Here is a 14,791-nt window from a genome sequence, read left to right as displayed (position 1 = left end):
ACCATACCCGCTAAGCTTGCTGGCATGCGCCCTGTTTTTGGGCACTCTTCGCAACATGGAGGAATGACAGTGAAGTTAAAGATGATGGCTCTGGCGGCATTAGTAAGTTTAGGCGCGGTGTCAGTACAGGCAAATGAATTGCCTGATGGTCCCCACATTGTCACGTCAGGGACGGCGAGTGTAGATGCTGTGCCGGATGTCGCGACACTGGCCATTGAAGTTAATATTGCGGCGAAAGATGCAGCCTCTGCGAAAAAGCAGGCAGATGATCGCGTTGCGCAATATCTCTCTTTCCTGGAGCAGAATGGTGTAGCGAAGAAAGACATCAATTCCGCAAATCTGCGTACACAGCCGGACTATGACTACCAGAATGGGAAAAGCATTCTCAAAGGTTATCGTGCGGTGCGAACGGTAGAGGTCACATTGCGTCAACTTGATAAGTTGAATGCACTCCTGGATGGAGCGCTGAAGGCGGGTCTGAACGAAATTCGTTCCGTCTCACTGGGTGTTGCGCAACCGGAAAAATACAAAGACGAAGCACGTAAAGCAGCTATCGATGATGCTGTTCATCAGGCTCAGCAACTGGCTGCAGGTTTTAACAGCAAGCTTGGTCCCGTGTACAGCGTGCGTTACCACGTCTCTAACTACCAGCCAAGCCCAATGGTTCGTATGATGAAGGCAGATGCCGCGCCGGTTTCTGCTCAGGAAACGTATGAGCAGCCAACCATTCAGTTTGGCGATCAAGTTGATGTTGTCTTCCAACTGGAACCCGCTCAGAACCCGCAGACTGAAGCGGCAAAGGCACAGTAATTTGCCCACCGCCTTGACCCTCTCCCGCCGGGAGAGGGGATTCGGTACATCAATCCTGTCTCAATACCTTATGCCCAAAAGCCAGTAGTGCGTCGGTGACGTTGCGCATCATTCGGCTTTCCGGCGCAAAGCGATGCCAGTACAGCATCCGACGCTGATAAAGCCCAGGCGTCAAATCAATCAGCTCACCGCTTTTTAACTCTTTCTCAATTTGCAGGTGCGGGATCATACAGCAGGTGGTTCCCTGACGTGCCAGTTGAACGAAGGCTTCGGATGAATTCACGATATGACACGGGACACTGCCTGGCGGCAGATCAAAGTTTTGCTGCAAAAATGCCTGATGCATGTCGTCCAGATGATCAAATGCCACGGCCGGCGCTTTAAGGAGGGCTGCACGGGTCACACCATTCGGAAAGTAACGGTCAGCAAAGGCTTTGGAACCGACAAACAGGTAATCCAGTGCCCCCAGTTGATCCACCAGACAGCTTGGCAGTGCCTGAGGTTGAATACTGACGGCTCCCACAACCTCACCGCGACGCAGGCGTTCCTGGGTACGGGTTTCATCTTCCACCTGCAAGTTCAGGCGAATGGGGGAGTCGGCCAGGACGGGGGCCAGGGCGGGAAGTAACCAGGTTGCCAGACTGTCGGCATTCACCGCCAGCGAAAGAAGAAGCGGCGTGGAACCTGTCTGTTCGTCACCGAGCCATTCATCTTCCAGCAGTTCTACCTGGCGCAGAAGGGCGAGGAGTTTTTGCCCCTGCTCTGTCGGGCGAGGTGGAACAGTACGAACGAGCAGAGGCTGTCCGAACATATTTTCAAGCTGTTTGATACGCTGTGATACGGCTGATTGAGTGATGCACAGCTTTTGCGCTGCGCGCTCAAAACCTCGTTCACGAATAACCGCATCAAGTGCCTGTAGTGTTCTGTAGTCCGGACGTTTCATTGCTCTGGCTGACTCCTGAAAAGTGCTTATTCTGCACTATGACACAAATTTACGTTTGATACAGACGAAATGCACCCACATCGGATCTGTCAGAGCTTTGCGCGGTAATGTGACAATGGTCACAGGGACATTTCCCGCTTCCATGCTCTATAATGCGCCCTACGTTTTCATACCACAGGCAAAACGATCATGACGCAGGATGAACTGAAAAAAGCAGTAGGATGGGCCGCGCTCCAGTACGTGCAGCCAGGAACCATCGTTGGTGTCGGCACGGGGTCGACAGCGGCGCACTTTATCGATGCGCTGGGCACAATGAAAGGGCAGATTGAAGGGGCGGTATCCAGCTCTGATGCATCCACGGAAAAGCTGAAAAGCCTTGGTATTACTGTTTTTGATCTTAACGAGGTGGATCGTCTGGGGATTTACGTCGATGGCGCGGACGAAATCAACGGCCATATGCAGATGATCAAAGGCGGTGGTGCAGCGCTTACGCGTGAGAAGATCATTGCCTCTGTTGCGGATAAATTTATCTGTATTGCTGATGCGTCCAAGCAGGTGGATATCCTGGGTAACTTCCCGCTACCGGTCGAAGTGATCCCGATGGCGCGAAGTGCAGTCGCTCGTCAGCTTGTGAAACTGGGAGGTCGCCCGGAATACCGTCAGGGTGTTGTGACGGACAACGGTAATGTGATCCTCGATGTGCACGGCCTGGAAATTCTGGATGCTGTCGCAATGGAAAATGCCATTAATGCGATCCCAGGCGTAGTCACTGTAGGGTTATTCGCCAATCGTGGCGCGGATGTTGCGCTGATCGGTACGGCTGACGGTGTGAAAACCATCGTAAAATGATCTGATGGGGGGAAGCCTCCCCCCGATAAAAAATTTTGAAAAGCTAAATTTGGTGACTTGTATCACGTTTTTGCCACTCTCTTGATGATCCTGCCGCGTTAGTAAACCTCTTCAGCATTTTACTCTGTCATTTTGCCTTGCATGACTTTTCTTCAGTGTGCTGACGCAAACGTTCATATTGCTGCAATAGTTTTTTTTGATATGTTGGCTAGAGCGGATTTAAATCCAGCACAACATCAGTTCAGATAAAACAGGGTCGGGTAAATGGCAAAGGTATCACTGGAAAAAGACAAGATTAAGTTTCTGCTCGTCGAAGGCGTGCATCAGAAAGCACTCGATAGCCTTCGTGCAGCGGGTTATACCAACATTGAATTCCACAAAGGTGCACTGGACACCGAGCAGTTAAAAGAGTCCATCCGTGATGCCCACTTCATTGGTCTGCGATCCCGTACTCACCTGACTGCTGACGTTATTGCCTGTGCTGAAAAACTTGTCGCAATTGGTTGCTTCTGTATCGGTACTAACCAGGTTGATCTGGATGCAGCGGCAAAACGCGGTGTTCCTGTTTTCAACGCTCCTTTCTCCAATACCCGTTCCGTGGCGGAGTTAGTGATCGGCGAACTGCTTCTGCTGTTGCGTGGCATCCCTGAAGCGAATGCCAAGGCGCACCGTGGTGTGTGGAACAAGCTGGCTTCTGGCTCATTTGAAGCGCGTGGCAAGAAACTGGGGATTATCGGTTACGGTCATATCGGTACTCAGCTCGGTATTCTGGCTGAATCTCTGGGTATGCACGTCTTCTTTTACGATATTGAAAGCAAACTGCCGCTGGGGAACGCTACTCAGGTTCAGCACCTTTCCGATCTGTTGAATATGAGCGATGTAGTGAGCCTGCATGTACCGGAAAATGCTTCCACGAAGAATATGATGGGCGCGGAAGAGCTGGCACTGATGAAACCGGGCTCACTGTTGATCAACGCAGCACGCGGCACGGTGGTGGATATTCCTGCGCTGTGTGATGCGCTCAAGCGTAAACATCTGGCGGGGGCGGCTATCGACGTCTTCCCGACTGAACCCGCAGCCAACAGTGATCCGTTTACCTCTCCGCTGTGCGAGTTTGATAACGTGATCCTGACGCCACATATCGGTGGCTCTACTCAGGAAGCGCAGGAAAACATCGGCCTGGAAGTGGCGGGTAAACTGAGCAAATACTCAGACAACGGTTCTACGCTTTCTGCAGTGAACTTCCCGGAAGTCTCCCTGCCGCTCCATGGTGGACGTCGTCTGTTGCACATCCATGAAAACCGTCCAGGCGTGCTGACCGCGATTAACCAGATCTTTGCTGAGCAGGGCGTAAACATCGCCGCGCAGTATCTGCAAACTAACTCTCAGATGGGCTATGTGGTTATTGATATTGAAGCGGACGAAGATGTTGCCGAGAAAGCGCTGCTGAGCATGAAAGCGATTCCGGGGACGATTCGCGCACGCCTGCTTTACTGATTTTATCGCGGGCCTGATGCCCTCATCCGCAAGGCGAGGGCGCAAACATTAAAAACGGTAACGGGTGTTACCGTTTTGTTTTTACGCCCACTCCCACACTTTCGACGGTGTCACTACCGCAGGCAGCGGAATATCCCACTTTTCCACTGGCAGCGTTTCCACACCCTGGCAATCATGTGCGTAGCCTACTGGGTGTAACCCATATTGCTGCCAGTTTTGCAGTGTTCTGTCATAAAAACCGCCGCCCATACCCAAACGCTGACCTTGTTCATCAAACGCGACAAGCGGCGTGATCAGCACATCGAGTTTTGCCAGCGGCAGCACATCGCGGACGTCGAGTTTCGGCTCGGTGATTTTCAGACGATTCACGACCAGCTCACTGCGTGGGTGGTAATGCAGAAACAGCAGATTACCCTCACTAAACGGATGCAAGACGGGCAGATAGACTTTCTTCCCGGCACGCCAGAGTTGCTCGATCAGCGGTTGCGTATCCAGCTCACCATCAAAGGAGAGAAACAGAGCGACGGTGCGCGCCATTACGACAGGTGGATACGCCATCATTCGGGCGGCGGCTTGCTGTGCAAAATGGGCTTGTTGTTCTGACGATAACGCACGGCGACGTTTACGGATAAGCTGTCGGATTTCTTGTCGTAATGCCGAAACGGCAGGAGGTTGCGTCATAATGATGAGCTGGTAGGTAGTCGGTAGGAAGGGAGGGAATCTCCGAGATGCCGCCGCAGGCTGTAACCCTTGAACCCTTGGTTCAAGGTGAATATGTCGTCATAGTCTTAAGGCTTCTCGGACGAACCGAGCTTGCTCACCGACCATGGAGCGCCACATTCTTGTGGTATGAAATATCGGCTCAGGGGACTGGCCCGCTTGCGAACATCTCAGAGAAATTTTTCCTTCGCAGTTACTCTACCATAGTCAACTGCGAAGTGTTATTCAAACTTTTGCCCCGGTCTTTCGGTTATGCGACCTTGATCAAGCAATGCTTGTTCAATGGTTTGCTGGAGCATTTTAATACGTTGTTCCATACTCGCCGCGTAATCGCGGGTCTTGGCCTTTTCCTGAGTCAGTTCATAGCTGATGTTCAACGCGGCGATGAAGACCAGCTGCTCAGTATTTGTGACTCTAGTGCGTTCTTTTAAATCTTGCAACCGCTGATTCAAATCGTCCGCAGCCTGATTCAAAGCATCCCTTTGTTCAGGCGGACAATTCACTCGCAGTGAACGGCCAAAAATCTGGAGATCGACGGGTTGTGCAGACATGCCACCTTCCTGCTGATTGACTGCGCTACCTTCGCTCAGCGCCCTGGGGGCGGCGAAGGGGCGACACTATAGCTACCCTGATGTGAAGATACAAGCCCTTTTCTGGTATCACCAGGGTCCAAAGTGGTAGCATATCATGAATATTCCTCCCAACGATGACGAATGCGCATGTCTATACAGAACGAAATGCCTGGTTACAACGATTTAAACCAGTTACTGAACCAGCAGGGCGTGGGTTTAACCCCTGCTGAAATGCACGGTCTGATCAGTGGCATGCTGTGCGGCGGAAACAGCGACAGCTCATGGCAGCCGCTGGTTCACGACCTGACGAACGAAGGTTTGGCGTTTGGTCACGAGCTGGCTGAAGCGTTGCGAAAAATGCACTCCGCCACCAGTGATTCTCTCGAAGATGATGGCTTCCTTTTTCAGCTTTATCTGCCTGAGGGTGATGATGTTAGCGTGTTCGATCGCGCTGATGCGCTGGCAGGCTGGGTAAATCACTATCTGTTGGGACTGGGTGTCACACAGCCTAAGCTCGATAAAGTGACCGGTGAAGCGGGCGAGGCGATCGACGATTTACGTAATATTGCGCAACTCGGTTACGACGAAGAAGAAGACCAGGAAGAGCTGGAAATGTCTCTCGAAGAGATTATCGAATACGTTCGCGTGGCTTCCTTGCTGTGCCATGAAACCTTTACGCGTCCGCAGCCAACGGCTCCAGAAGTTCGCAAACCAACCTTACACTAAGAAAAATAACGCACAGGAGGGTGTCATGGTTATTTCACAGCTTGAGTATTCCCGCCGTCGCCAGGCGCTGCTGGCAAAAATGGAACCGGGAAGCGCCGCTCTCATTTTTGCAGCGCCAGAAGTGACACGCAGTGCCGACAGCGAATACCCCTACCGTCAGAGCAGCGATTTTTGGTATTTCACCGGGTTTAACGAGCCGGAAGCCGTGCTGGTACTGATCAAGAGCAATGACACCCATAACCACAGTGTACTTTTCAATCGCGTCCGTGATCTGACTGCCGAAATCTGGTTTGGTCGCCGCTTAGGCCAGGATGCCGCACCCGCTAAGCTGGGTGTTGATCGCGCCCTGGCCTTCAGCGAAATCAACCAGCAGCTCTATCAGTTGCTCAACGGTCTCAATGTGCTCTACCACGCGCAGGGCGAGTATGCCTATGCTGACGAGATTGTTTTTACCGCGCTGGATAAACTGCGTAAAGGCTCGCGTCAGAATTTGTCTGCGCCTGCCACGCTGACCGACTGGCGTCCTGTGGTGCATGAAATGCGCCTGTTTAAATCTCAGGAAGAGCTGAGTGTGTTGCGTCGCGCTGGCGAGATCAGCGCGCTGGCTCATACCCGGGCGATGGAAAAGTGTCGCCCTGGTCTGTTCGAGTATCAGCTCGAAGGCGAAATCCATCATGAATTTAACCGCCATGGCGCGCGTTATCCTTCTTACAATACCATTGTGGGTAGCGGTGAAAACGGCTGTATTTTGCATTACACCGAAAATGAAAGCGAAATGCGCAATGGCGACCTGGTGCTGATTGACGCCGGTTGCGAATATCAGGGCTATGCCGGGGACATCACTCGCACGTTCCCGGTAAATGGTAAGTTCACGCCAGCACAGCGCGCAATTTACGACATTGTTCTGGAATCGCTGGAAACGGCGCTGACCCTGTACCGACCTGGGACGTCTATTCAGGACGTCACCGGGGAAGTGGTCCGTATCATGATTACCGGGCTGGTGAAGCTGGGTATTCTGAAAGGTGATGTCGATGCGCTGATTGCTGCGAATGCGCATCGCGCGTTCTTTATGCATGGACTGAGCCACTGGTTGGGGCTGGATGTGCATGATGTGGGTGGTTACGGTCCTGAGCGTTCACGCGTGCTGGAGCCGGGTATGGTGTTAACCGTTGAGCCGGGCCTCTATATTGCGCCGGATGCTGATGTGCCTGAAGAGTACCGCGGGATCGGCATTCGTATTGAAGACGATATTGTAATTACTGAAACCGGAAATGAGAATCTGACCGCCAGTGTGGTGAAAAACGCCGATGATATTGAGGCGCTGATGGCGGCGGCTCGCGTATGAGCGTGATCATCGTCGGTGGTGGGATGACCGGGGCCACACTGGCTTTGGCTATTTCCCATTTAACACAGGGTCAACTCCCGGTTCATCTGGTTGAGGCCGTTGCACCGCAGGCAACGGATCACCCCGGTTTTGATGCCCGCGCGATTGCGCTGGCGCAAGGAACCTGTCAGCAACTGGCGCGTATTGGGATCTGGCAGGCGATTACGGATTGTGCAACAGCCATTAACACGGTGCATGTCAGCGATCGCGGTCATGCCGGGTTTGTGACGCTGGATGCGCAGGATTATCGTATTGACGCGTTAGGCCAGGTGGTTGAGTTGCATGACGTGGGTTTGCGCTTATTCCGCATGTTACAGGATGCACCGGGTGTCACGTTACATTGCCCTGAGCGAGTGGCTCATTTTAGTCGGAGTGAAGGGGCTGTTAGCGTCACGCTGGAAAATGGCACAACGCTGGAAGGGCAACTTCTGGTCGCGGCAGATGGTTCTCGCTCTGCTCTTGGCGCGCAATGCGGCATTGAATGGCAACAACAGCCATACGGGCAGGTGGCTGTTATTGCCAATGTCACAACGGCGGGAGAGCACCATGGCCGCGCGTTTGAACGCTTCACGCAACATGGCCCGCTGGCCATGTTGCCTATGTCGCAAGGACGCTACTCGCTGGTCTGGTGTCACCCGCAAGAGAATGCAGACGACGTATTGGCCTGGTCAGACGATCGTTTCTGCACTGAGCTGCAAAAAGCGTTTGGCTGGCGACTAGGGCGTATTACGCATGCGGGTAAACGGTCGGTTTATCCCTTGTCCCTGACGACGGCGTCTCAGCCTGTCTCCCATCGCGTGGCGCTGGTTGGAAACGCTGCTCAGACGCTGCATCCTATTGCGGGCCAGGGTTTCAACCTTGGGTTGCGGGATGTGATGAGTCTGGCGGAAACGCTCGCACAGGCGTGGGGAGCACAACAGGACTACGGTGCTTACGCTGTCTTGTGCCATTACCAGCAACGACGCCGGTCTGATAAAGAAATGACCATTGGCGTCACGGACGGTCTGGTGCATCTGTTTGCCAATCGCTGGACGCCGCTGGTTGCCGGACGCAATCTCGGATTGATGGCGATGGAATTATTCATTCCGGCACGTGATGTGCTGGCGCAGAGGACTCTTGGTTGGGTCGCTCGTTAAGGAGTTAACTACGTGCTGAATGTTGATGTCGCTATTGTTGGCGGCGGAATGGTAGGACTGGCACTGGCCTGCGGGTTACAGGGGAGTGGTCTGCGTGTGGCCGTGCTTGAGCAAAAACAGCCGCAGCCTGTGGCGTCTGATGCACCGCCAGAGCTACGCGTGTCGGCTATTAATGCTGCCAGTGAAAAGCTGCTGACGCATCTCGGTGTCTGGTCTGACATTGTGGCGCACCGTGCCAGCTGTTATCACGGCATGGAAGTGTGGGACAAAGACAGCTTTGGCCACATTGCTTTTGATGATGAAAGCATGGGCTATAGCCATCTGGGGCACATTATTGAAAATGCGGTGATCCACCATGCATTGTGGGAAAAAGCGCAAGGCTGCAGCGATGTTACGCTGATGGCTCCGGCGCATATCAATCAGGTTGCGTGGGGTGAAAACGAGGCCTTTATCACCCTGCAAAGCGGCGAAATGCTGACTGCGCGGCTGGTGGTCGGGGCTGACGGGGCAAACTCCTGGTTACGCAACAAGGCTGATATTCCGCTGACGTTCTGGGATTATCGCCATCATGCGCTGGTTGCCACAATCCGTACGGAAGAACCGCATGGCGGCGTTGCGCGCCAGATTTTCCACAATGATGGCATCCTGGCGTTTTTACCGCTGAGCGATCCCCATCTTTGCTCTATTGTCTGGTCCCTGATCCCTGAGAAGGCACAGCAGATGCAGGAGGCAACATCTGAAGCCTTCAACCAGACGCTGTGCGTGGCGTTTGATCATCGTCTGGGGCTATGCTCACTTGAAAGTGAACGTCAGGTTTTCCCTCTAACCGGCAGATATGCACGCCAGTTTGCGGCGCACCGTCTGGCGTTGGTGGGGGATGCGGCGCACACCATTCATCCGCTGGCCGGGCAGGGGGTTAACCTTGGTTTTATGGATGCGGCAGAACTGGTTGATGAGCTACGCCGTTTGCATCGCGAAGGCAAAGATATTGGTCAGCACCTGTATCTGCGCCGTTATGAACGCAGCCGTAAGCACAGTGCTGCGTTGATGCTGGCTGGTATGCAGGGATTCCGTGAGCTGTTTGCAGGAGCAAATCCTGCGAAAAAACTGTTGCGCGATATTGGACTGAAACTGGCTGATACGCTTCCCGGTGTTAAACCCCAACTCTTACGTCAGGCGATGGGTCTTAACGATCTTCCGGACTGGCTGCGCTAAGTTAGACCCCTGTCACACTTTCCTCTCCCGGCCACTGCGCCGGGACATTTCACTCATTTGAAATATTCTAATTTCACGCCATTTTTCGCATTAGTTTATCTAATCTTATGATTTTTAAATGATGGAAAATCAGCCTTCTTTTCCCTATTAAATATTACCCTGAACTAAATATTGTGAATTTGATGTTAGCTTTATGCTGTTGTTATTGCATTTAGCTAGTTAATAACTCTGTTGTGATTTTGGCCGTTTTTAGTCATAAGCTAATGTGATGACCCGTTTTAGCTTATGGTTAATCACCAATTTCGGTGGTAAGTTCAGGTAAAAGAGAACGTTTGCGTCGGCATCCATACGTGATGCCGACGTCGGGTTTTATGGCGCTTTTTACGCGACTGAAACGCAAGACAGCCCTGCTTATTCAACGAGGAAAAGATGGCTCAACAGACTCCTTTATACGAACAACATACGTTATGCGGCGCACGCATGGTGGATTTCCATGGCTGGATGATGCCACTGCATTACGGCTCACAAATTGATGAGCACCATGCGGTGCGTACTGATGCCGGTATGTTCGACGTGTCGCACATGACCATTGTCGATCTGCGCGGCAGTCGCACCAGGGAGTTCTTGCGCTATTTGCTGGCGAATGATGTCGCTAAGCTCAAGATTCCGGGCAAAGCGCTCTACACTGGGATGCTCAATGCCTCGGGCGGCGTGATTGATGACCTTATCGTCTACTACTTCACTGAAGATTTCTTCCGCCTTGTTGTAAACTCCGCCACCCGCGAAAAAGACCTCTCCTGGATTTCCCAACACGCTGAACCCTTCGCTGTCGATATTACCGTGCGGGATGATTTGTCCCTGATCGCTGTACAAGGACCAAACGCGCAGGCGAAAGCCGCGTCTCTGCTGAGTGATGAACAGCGTAAAGTCATCGATGGCATGAAACCGTTCTTCGGTGTTCAGGCCGGTGACATGTTTATTGCGACAACGGGATATACCGGTGAAGCCGGTTATGAAATTGCGTTGCCTAATGAGAAAGCGGCTGATTTCTGGCGTGCGCTGGTGGAAGCCGGAGTGAAGCCTGCAGGTCTGGGGGCGCGTGATACGCTGCGTCTGGAAGCAGGTATGAATCTGTACGGTCAGGAGATGGATGAAAGTATCTCTCCGCTGGCCGCCAATATGGGCTGGACCATTGCGTGGGAACCTGCCGAGCGCGACTTTATCGGCCGTGATGCGCTGGAGCAGCAGCGCGCGAAAGGTACTGAACAACTGGTTGGCCTGGTGATGAAGGAAAAAGGTGTACTGCGCGGTGAATTGCCGGTGCGTTTCACCGATGCGGACGGTAATCACCGTGAAGGCATTATCACCAGCGGAACCTTCTCACCGACGCTGGGCTACAGTATTGCGCTGGCTCGCGTCCCGGCTGGCATCGGCGAAACGGCGGTGGTGCAGATCCGCAACCGTGAAATGCCGGTCCATGTGACCAAACCGATTTTTGTTCGCGCCGGTAAGCCGGTCGCCTAATCATTTTTATCAGGAGAACTTCAATGAGCAATGTGCCAGCAGAACTGAAATACAGCAAAGAACATGAGTGGCTGCGCAAAGAAGCAGACGGTACTTACACTGTTGGGATCACCGAGCATGCGCAAGAGCTGTTGGGCGACATGGTGTTTGTGGACCTGCCGGAAGTGGGCACGACCGTGAGCGCAGGTGATGATTGTGCAGTGGCAGAATCAGTCAAAGCCGCATCTGATATCTACGCGCCAGTGGGCGGTGAAATTGTGGCGGTGAACGACGCGCTGAGCGACTCCCCTGAACTGGTGAACAGCGATCCGTATACGGATGGCTGGATCTTTAAAATCAAAGCCAGCGATGAAGCGGAAGTTGTCGCACTGCTGGATGCTACCGCGTACGAAGCACTGTTAGAAGACGAGTAATTGTTTATCCCCCTCTCCGGTGGGAGAGGGCAAGGGTGAGGATGTCAATCTCCCCCCACCCTAACCCTCTCCCTCAAGGGAGAGGGAACTTAAATTCACTGCACGTTTCAGGAACCATCGCTCATGACACAGACTTTAAGCCAGCTTGAAAACCGTGGCGCTTTCATTGAACGTCACATTGGGCCGGATGCTCAGCAACAGCAGGAGATGCTGAACACGGTTGGCGCGGATTCGTTAACTGCACTGATCGGCCAGATCGTGCCAAAAGACATCCAGCTTGCCACGCCGCCTCAGGTAGGTGAAGCCACCACTGAATTCGCCGCGCTGGCGGAGCTTAAGGCGATTGCCGGCCTCAACAAGCGTTATAAGTCTTACATTGGCATGGGTTACACCAACGTGCAGTTACCGCCAGTGATCCTGCGTAATATGCTGGAAAATCCGGGCTGGTATACCGCCTACACGCCGTATCAACCTGAAGTGTCTCAGGGGCGCCTGGAGGCGCTGCTGAACTTCCAGCAGGTGACGCTGGATCTTACTGGTCTGGATATCGCTTCAGCTTCCCTTTTGGATGAAGCGACTGCTGCGGCTGAAGCCATGGCAATGGCGAAACGCGTAAGCAAACTGAAAAATGCCAACCGCTTCTTCGTGGCGGCTGATGTTCATCCGCAAACGCTGGATGTGGTTCGTACCCGCGCCGAAACCTTTGGTTTTGACGTCATTGTTGATGATGCTGACAAAGTGCTGGATCACCAGGATGTTTTCGGCGTGCTGTTGCAGCAGGTGGGAACGACCGGTGAAGTACATGATTACAGCCCACTGATTGCTGAGCTGAAAGCCCGTAAAGTGGTCGTCAGCGTCGCGGCCGATTTTATGGCGCTGGTCCTGCTGACGGCGCCGGGCAAACAGGGCGCGGACATTGTGTTCGGCTCTGCACAGCGCTTCGGTGTGCCGATGGGCTACGGCGGTCCTCACGCGGCGTTTTTCGCGGCGAAAGATGAATTCAAACGCTCCATGCCTGGCCGCATTATTGGTGTATCGAAAGATGCTGCCGGTAACATCGCGCTACGCATGGCGATGCAGACTCGCGAGCAGCATATCCGCCGCGAGAAAGCGAACTCCAATATCTGTACCTCGCAGGTACTGCTGGCGAACATCGCCAGCCTGTACGCCGTCTTCCATGGCCCGGCAGGCCTGAAACGTATTGCCAGCCGCATTCACCGTCTGGCCGATATTCTGGCCTGTGGTTTACAGCAGAAAGGTCTCAAGCTGCGTCATGCTCACTACTTTGACACTCTGTGTGTCGAAGTGGCAGACAAAGCTGCGGTTCTGGCACGTGCCGACGCGGCTAAAATCAACCTGCGTAGTGACATTCTGAATGCGGTAGGTATCACGCTCGACGAATCCACCACTCGCGAAGATATCGTAAATCTGTTCAACGTGTTGCTGGGCGATGCGCACGGCCTCGACATTGATGCGCTGGATAAAGACGTGGCGTATGACAGCCGTTCTCTCCAGGAAAACATGCTGCGTGATGACGCGATTCTGGCGCACCCGGTTTTCAATCGCTATCACAGCGAAACCGAGATGATGCGTTATATGCACTCTCTGGAGCGCAAAGATCTGGCGCTTAACCAGGCGATGATCCCGCTGGGCTCCTGCACCATGAAGTTGAACGCCGCTGCCGAGATGATCCCTATCACCTGGCCGGAGTTCTCCGAACTGCACCCGTTCTGCCCGGCAGACCAGGCGGAAGGGTATCATCTGATGATTAACCAGCTTTCCGACTGGCTGGTGAAACTGACCGGTTATGACGCGCTGTGTATGCAGCCAAACTCAGGTGCGCAGGGTGAATACGCGGGTCTGCTGGCGATTCGCCATTACCACGAAAGCCGCAACGAAGGCCACCGCGATATCTGTCTGATCCCAAGCTCCGCACACGGAACCAACCCGGCTTCTGCACAGATGGCGGGGATGGAAGTGGTGGTCGTGGCTTGTGATAAAAATGGCAACATCGATCTTGTCGATCTGCGTGCAAAAGCAGAGCAGGCGGGCGATAAGCTCTCCTGTATTATGGTGACCTACCCGTCCACCCACGGTGTGTATGAAGAAACGATCCGTGAAGTGTGTGAAGTGGTTCACCAGTTCGGCGGCCAGGTTTATCTTGATGGCGCGAACATGAATGCCCAGGTCGGCATTACCTCTCCGGGCTTTATTGGTGCTGATGTTTCACACCTTAACCTGCATAAAACCTTCTGTATTCCACATGGCGGTGGCGGTCCAGGTATGGGACCAATCGGCGTGAAAGCGCACCTGGCTCCGTTTGTTCCAGGCCACAGCGTTGTGCAGATCGAAGGCATGCTGACCCGTCAGGGCGCAGTGTCTGCGGCACCATTCGGTAGCGCATCCATTCTGCCAATCAGCTGGATGTACATCCGCATGATGGGCGCGGAAGGTCTGAAACAGGCAAGCCAGGTGGCGATTCTGAATGCCAACTACATTGCGACTCACCTGAAAGATGCTTATCCGGTGCTGTACACGGGCCGTGATGGTCGTGTGGCGCACGAGTGCATCCTGGATATCCGCCCTCTGAAAGAAGAAACCGGTATCAGCGAGCTGGATATTGCTAAACGTTTGATCGACTACGGCTTCCACGCGCCAACCATGTCATTCCCGGTGGCAGGGACGCTGATGGTTGAGCCTACTGAGTCTGAAAGCAAAGTTGAGCTGGACCGCTTTATCGAGGCGATGCTTGCGATTCGCGGTGAGATCGATCGCGTGAAAGGCGGCGAGTGGACGCTTGAAGACAACCCGCTGGTGAATGCACCACATACCCAGAATGAGCTGGTGGCGGAGTGGACTCACGGTTACACCCGCGAACTGGCAGTCTTCCCGGCAGGTGTCGCGAACAAATACTGGCCGACGGTAAAGCGTCTTGATGACGTGTACGGCGACCGTAATCTGTTCTGCTCCTGCGTACCGATGAGCGAATATCAGTAATTGTT

General features: G+C 53.5%; 13 protein-coding genes and 1 other RNA gene. 10 read left to right on the top strand and 4 right to left on the bottom strand.

The window, feature by feature from the left end; all coding sequences use genetic code 11:
- Positions 1-69: 69 nt before the first annotated feature.
- Complete coding sequence (locus tag HV346_RS18440) at positions 70-810, top strand: oxidative stress defense protein (protein WP_181620689.1); 741 nt, start codon at positions 70-72, stop codon at positions 808-810.
- Positions 811-859: 49 nt separating this feature from the next.
- Here HV346_RS18440 and argP read toward each other — a convergent pair whose 3' ends face one another.
- Positions 860-1,753, bottom strand: a complete 894-nt coding sequence (argP, locus tag HV346_RS18435) for a DNA-binding transcriptional regulator ArgP (protein ID WP_181620688.1) — start codon at positions 1,751-1,753, stop codon at positions 860-862.
- 189 nt (positions 1,754-1,942) lie between these two features.
- Between argP and rpiA the strand changes: the two genes are divergently transcribed.
- Together rpiA and serA are read left to right on the top strand one after the other, a co-directional pair.
- Positions 1,943-2,602 carry a ribose-5-phosphate isomerase RpiA gene (gene rpiA, locus HV346_RS18430; RefSeq protein ID WP_181620687.1) on the top strand — a complete coding sequence of 220 codons (660 nt, stop codon included), beginning with the start codon at positions 1,943-1,945 and terminating at the stop codon, positions 2,600-2,602.
- A gap of 264 nt (positions 2,603-2,866) precedes the next feature.
- A complete protein-coding gene (gene serA, locus HV346_RS18425; protein ID WP_181620686.1) occupies positions 2,867-4,099 on the top strand; it encodes a phosphoglycerate dehydrogenase in 1,233 nt (410 codons plus the stop codon).
- A gap of 81 nt (positions 4,100-4,180) precedes the next feature.
- Here serA and HV346_RS18420 read toward each other — a convergent pair whose 3' ends face one another.
- The 3 genes from HV346_RS18420 to zapA all read right to left on the bottom strand — a co-directional run bounded on the left by HV346_RS18420 (position 4,181) and on the right by zapA (position 5,370).
- Positions 4,181-4,780, bottom strand: a complete 600-nt coding sequence (locus HV346_RS18420) for a 5-formyltetrahydrofolate cyclo-ligase (protein WP_181620685.1) — start codon at positions 4,778-4,780, stop codon at positions 4,181-4,183.
- Positions 4,781-4,815: 35 nt separating this feature from the next.
- Positions 4,816-4,999: non-coding RNA, 6S RNA (gene ssrS / locus HV346_RS18415), on the bottom strand.
- Between the two features lie 41 nt (positions 5,000-5,040).
- Positions 5,041-5,370 (bottom strand): cell division protein ZapA, encoded by a 330-nt coding sequence (gene zapA / locus HV346_RS18410; RefSeq protein WP_181620684.1) that lies wholly within the window; start codon positions 5,368-5,370, stop codon positions 5,041-5,043.
- A gap of 168 nt (positions 5,371-5,538) precedes the next feature.
- On the opposite strand from zapA, the gene HV346_RS18405 reads away from it, so the two are divergent.
- The 7 genes from HV346_RS18405 to gcvP all read left to right on the top strand — a co-directional run bounded on the left by HV346_RS18405 (position 5,539) and on the right by gcvP (position 14,786).
- Complete coding sequence (locus HV346_RS18405) at positions 5,539-6,117, top strand: YecA family protein (RefSeq protein ID WP_181620683.1); 579 nt, start codon at positions 5,539-5,541, stop codon at positions 6,115-6,117.
- A 31-nt stretch (positions 6,118-6,148) separates the two neighbouring features.
- On the top strand, positions 6,149-7,462 hold the full coding sequence (pepP, locus tag HV346_RS18400; RefSeq protein WP_181623828.1) for a Xaa-Pro aminopeptidase: 1,314 nt from the start codon (positions 6,149-6,151) through the stop codon (positions 7,460-7,462).
- A complete protein-coding gene (ubiH, locus tag HV346_RS18395) occupies positions 7,459-8,637 on the top strand; it encodes a 2-octaprenyl-6-methoxyphenyl hydroxylase (RefSeq protein WP_181620682.1) in 1,179 nt (392 codons plus the stop codon). Before pepP ends, ubiH begins: the two co-directional genes overlap by 4 nt.
- 12 nt (positions 8,638-8,649) lie before the next feature.
- Positions 8,650-9,852 (top strand): FAD-dependent 2-octaprenylphenol hydroxylase, encoded by a 1,203-nt coding sequence (ubiI, locus tag HV346_RS18390; protein WP_181620681.1) that lies wholly within the window; start codon positions 8,650-8,652, stop codon positions 9,850-9,852.
- A gap of 429 nt (positions 9,853-10,281) precedes the next feature.
- Positions 10,282-11,376 (top strand): glycine cleavage system aminomethyltransferase GcvT, encoded by a 1,095-nt coding sequence (gene gcvT, locus HV346_RS18385; RefSeq protein WP_181620680.1) that lies wholly within the window; start codon positions 10,282-10,284, stop codon positions 11,374-11,376.
- A gap of 23 nt (positions 11,377-11,399) precedes the next feature.
- Entirely contained in the window at positions 11,400-11,789 is a 390-nt protein-coding gene (gene gcvH / locus HV346_RS18380; RefSeq protein WP_181620679.1) for a glycine cleavage system protein GcvH, read from the top strand.
- Positions 11,790-11,912: 123 nt separating this feature from the next.
- Positions 11,913-14,786, top strand: coding sequence for an aminomethyl-transferring glycine dehydrogenase (gcvP, locus tag HV346_RS18375; protein ID WP_181620678.1), 2,874 nt, complete (start codon positions 11,913-11,915; stop codon positions 14,784-14,786).
- The last annotated feature ends 5 nt before the right edge of the window (positions 14,787-14,791 follow it).

The organism is Enterobacter sp. RHBSTW-00994, from assembly GCF_013782625.1.
GTDB lineage: Bacteria > Pseudomonadota > Gammaproteobacteria > Enterobacterales > Enterobacteriaceae > Enterobacter.
The sequence above is the reverse complement of the archived record's forward strand: the minus strand, read 5'-3'. Positions and strand labels throughout refer to the sequence as shown.

What these genes read in the sequence shown, in the direction of transcription:
- argP (WP_181620688.1), bottom strand. Translation starts at nt 1,753, where the DNA reads ATGAAACGTCCGGACTACAGAACACTACAGGCACTTGATGCGGTTATT.
- rpiA (WP_181620687.1), top strand. Translation starts at nt 1,943, where the DNA reads ATGACGCAGGATGAACTGAAAAAAGCAGTAGGATGGGCCGCGCTCCAG.
- serA (WP_181620686.1), top strand. Translation starts at nt 2,867, where the DNA reads ATGGCAAAGGTATCACTGGAAAAAGACAAGATTAAGTTTCTGCTCGTC.
- HV346_RS18420 (WP_181620685.1), bottom strand. Translation starts at nt 4,780, where the DNA reads ATGACGCAACCTCCTGCCGTTTCGGCATTACGACAAGAAATCCGACAG.
- zapA (WP_181620684.1), bottom strand. Translation starts at nt 5,370, where the DNA reads ATGTCTGCACAACCCGTCGATCTCCAGATTTTTGGCCGTTCACTGCGA.
- HV346_RS18405 (WP_181620683.1), top strand. Translation starts at nt 5,539, where the DNA reads ATGTCTATACAGAACGAAATGCCTGGTTACAACGATTTAAACCAGTTA.
- ubiH (WP_181620682.1), top strand. Translation starts at nt 7,459, where the DNA reads ATGAGCGTGATCATCGTCGGTGGTGGGATGACCGGGGCCACACTGGCT.
- gcvT (WP_181620680.1), top strand. Translation starts at nt 10,282, where the DNA reads ATGGCTCAACAGACTCCTTTATACGAACAACATACGTTATGCGGCGCA.
- gcvH (WP_181620679.1), top strand. Translation starts at nt 11,400, where the DNA reads ATGAGCAATGTGCCAGCAGAACTGAAATACAGCAAAGAACATGAGTGG.
- gcvP (WP_181620678.1), top strand. Translation starts at nt 11,913, where the DNA reads ATGACACAGACTTTAAGCCAGCTTGAAAACCGTGGCGCTTTCATTGAA.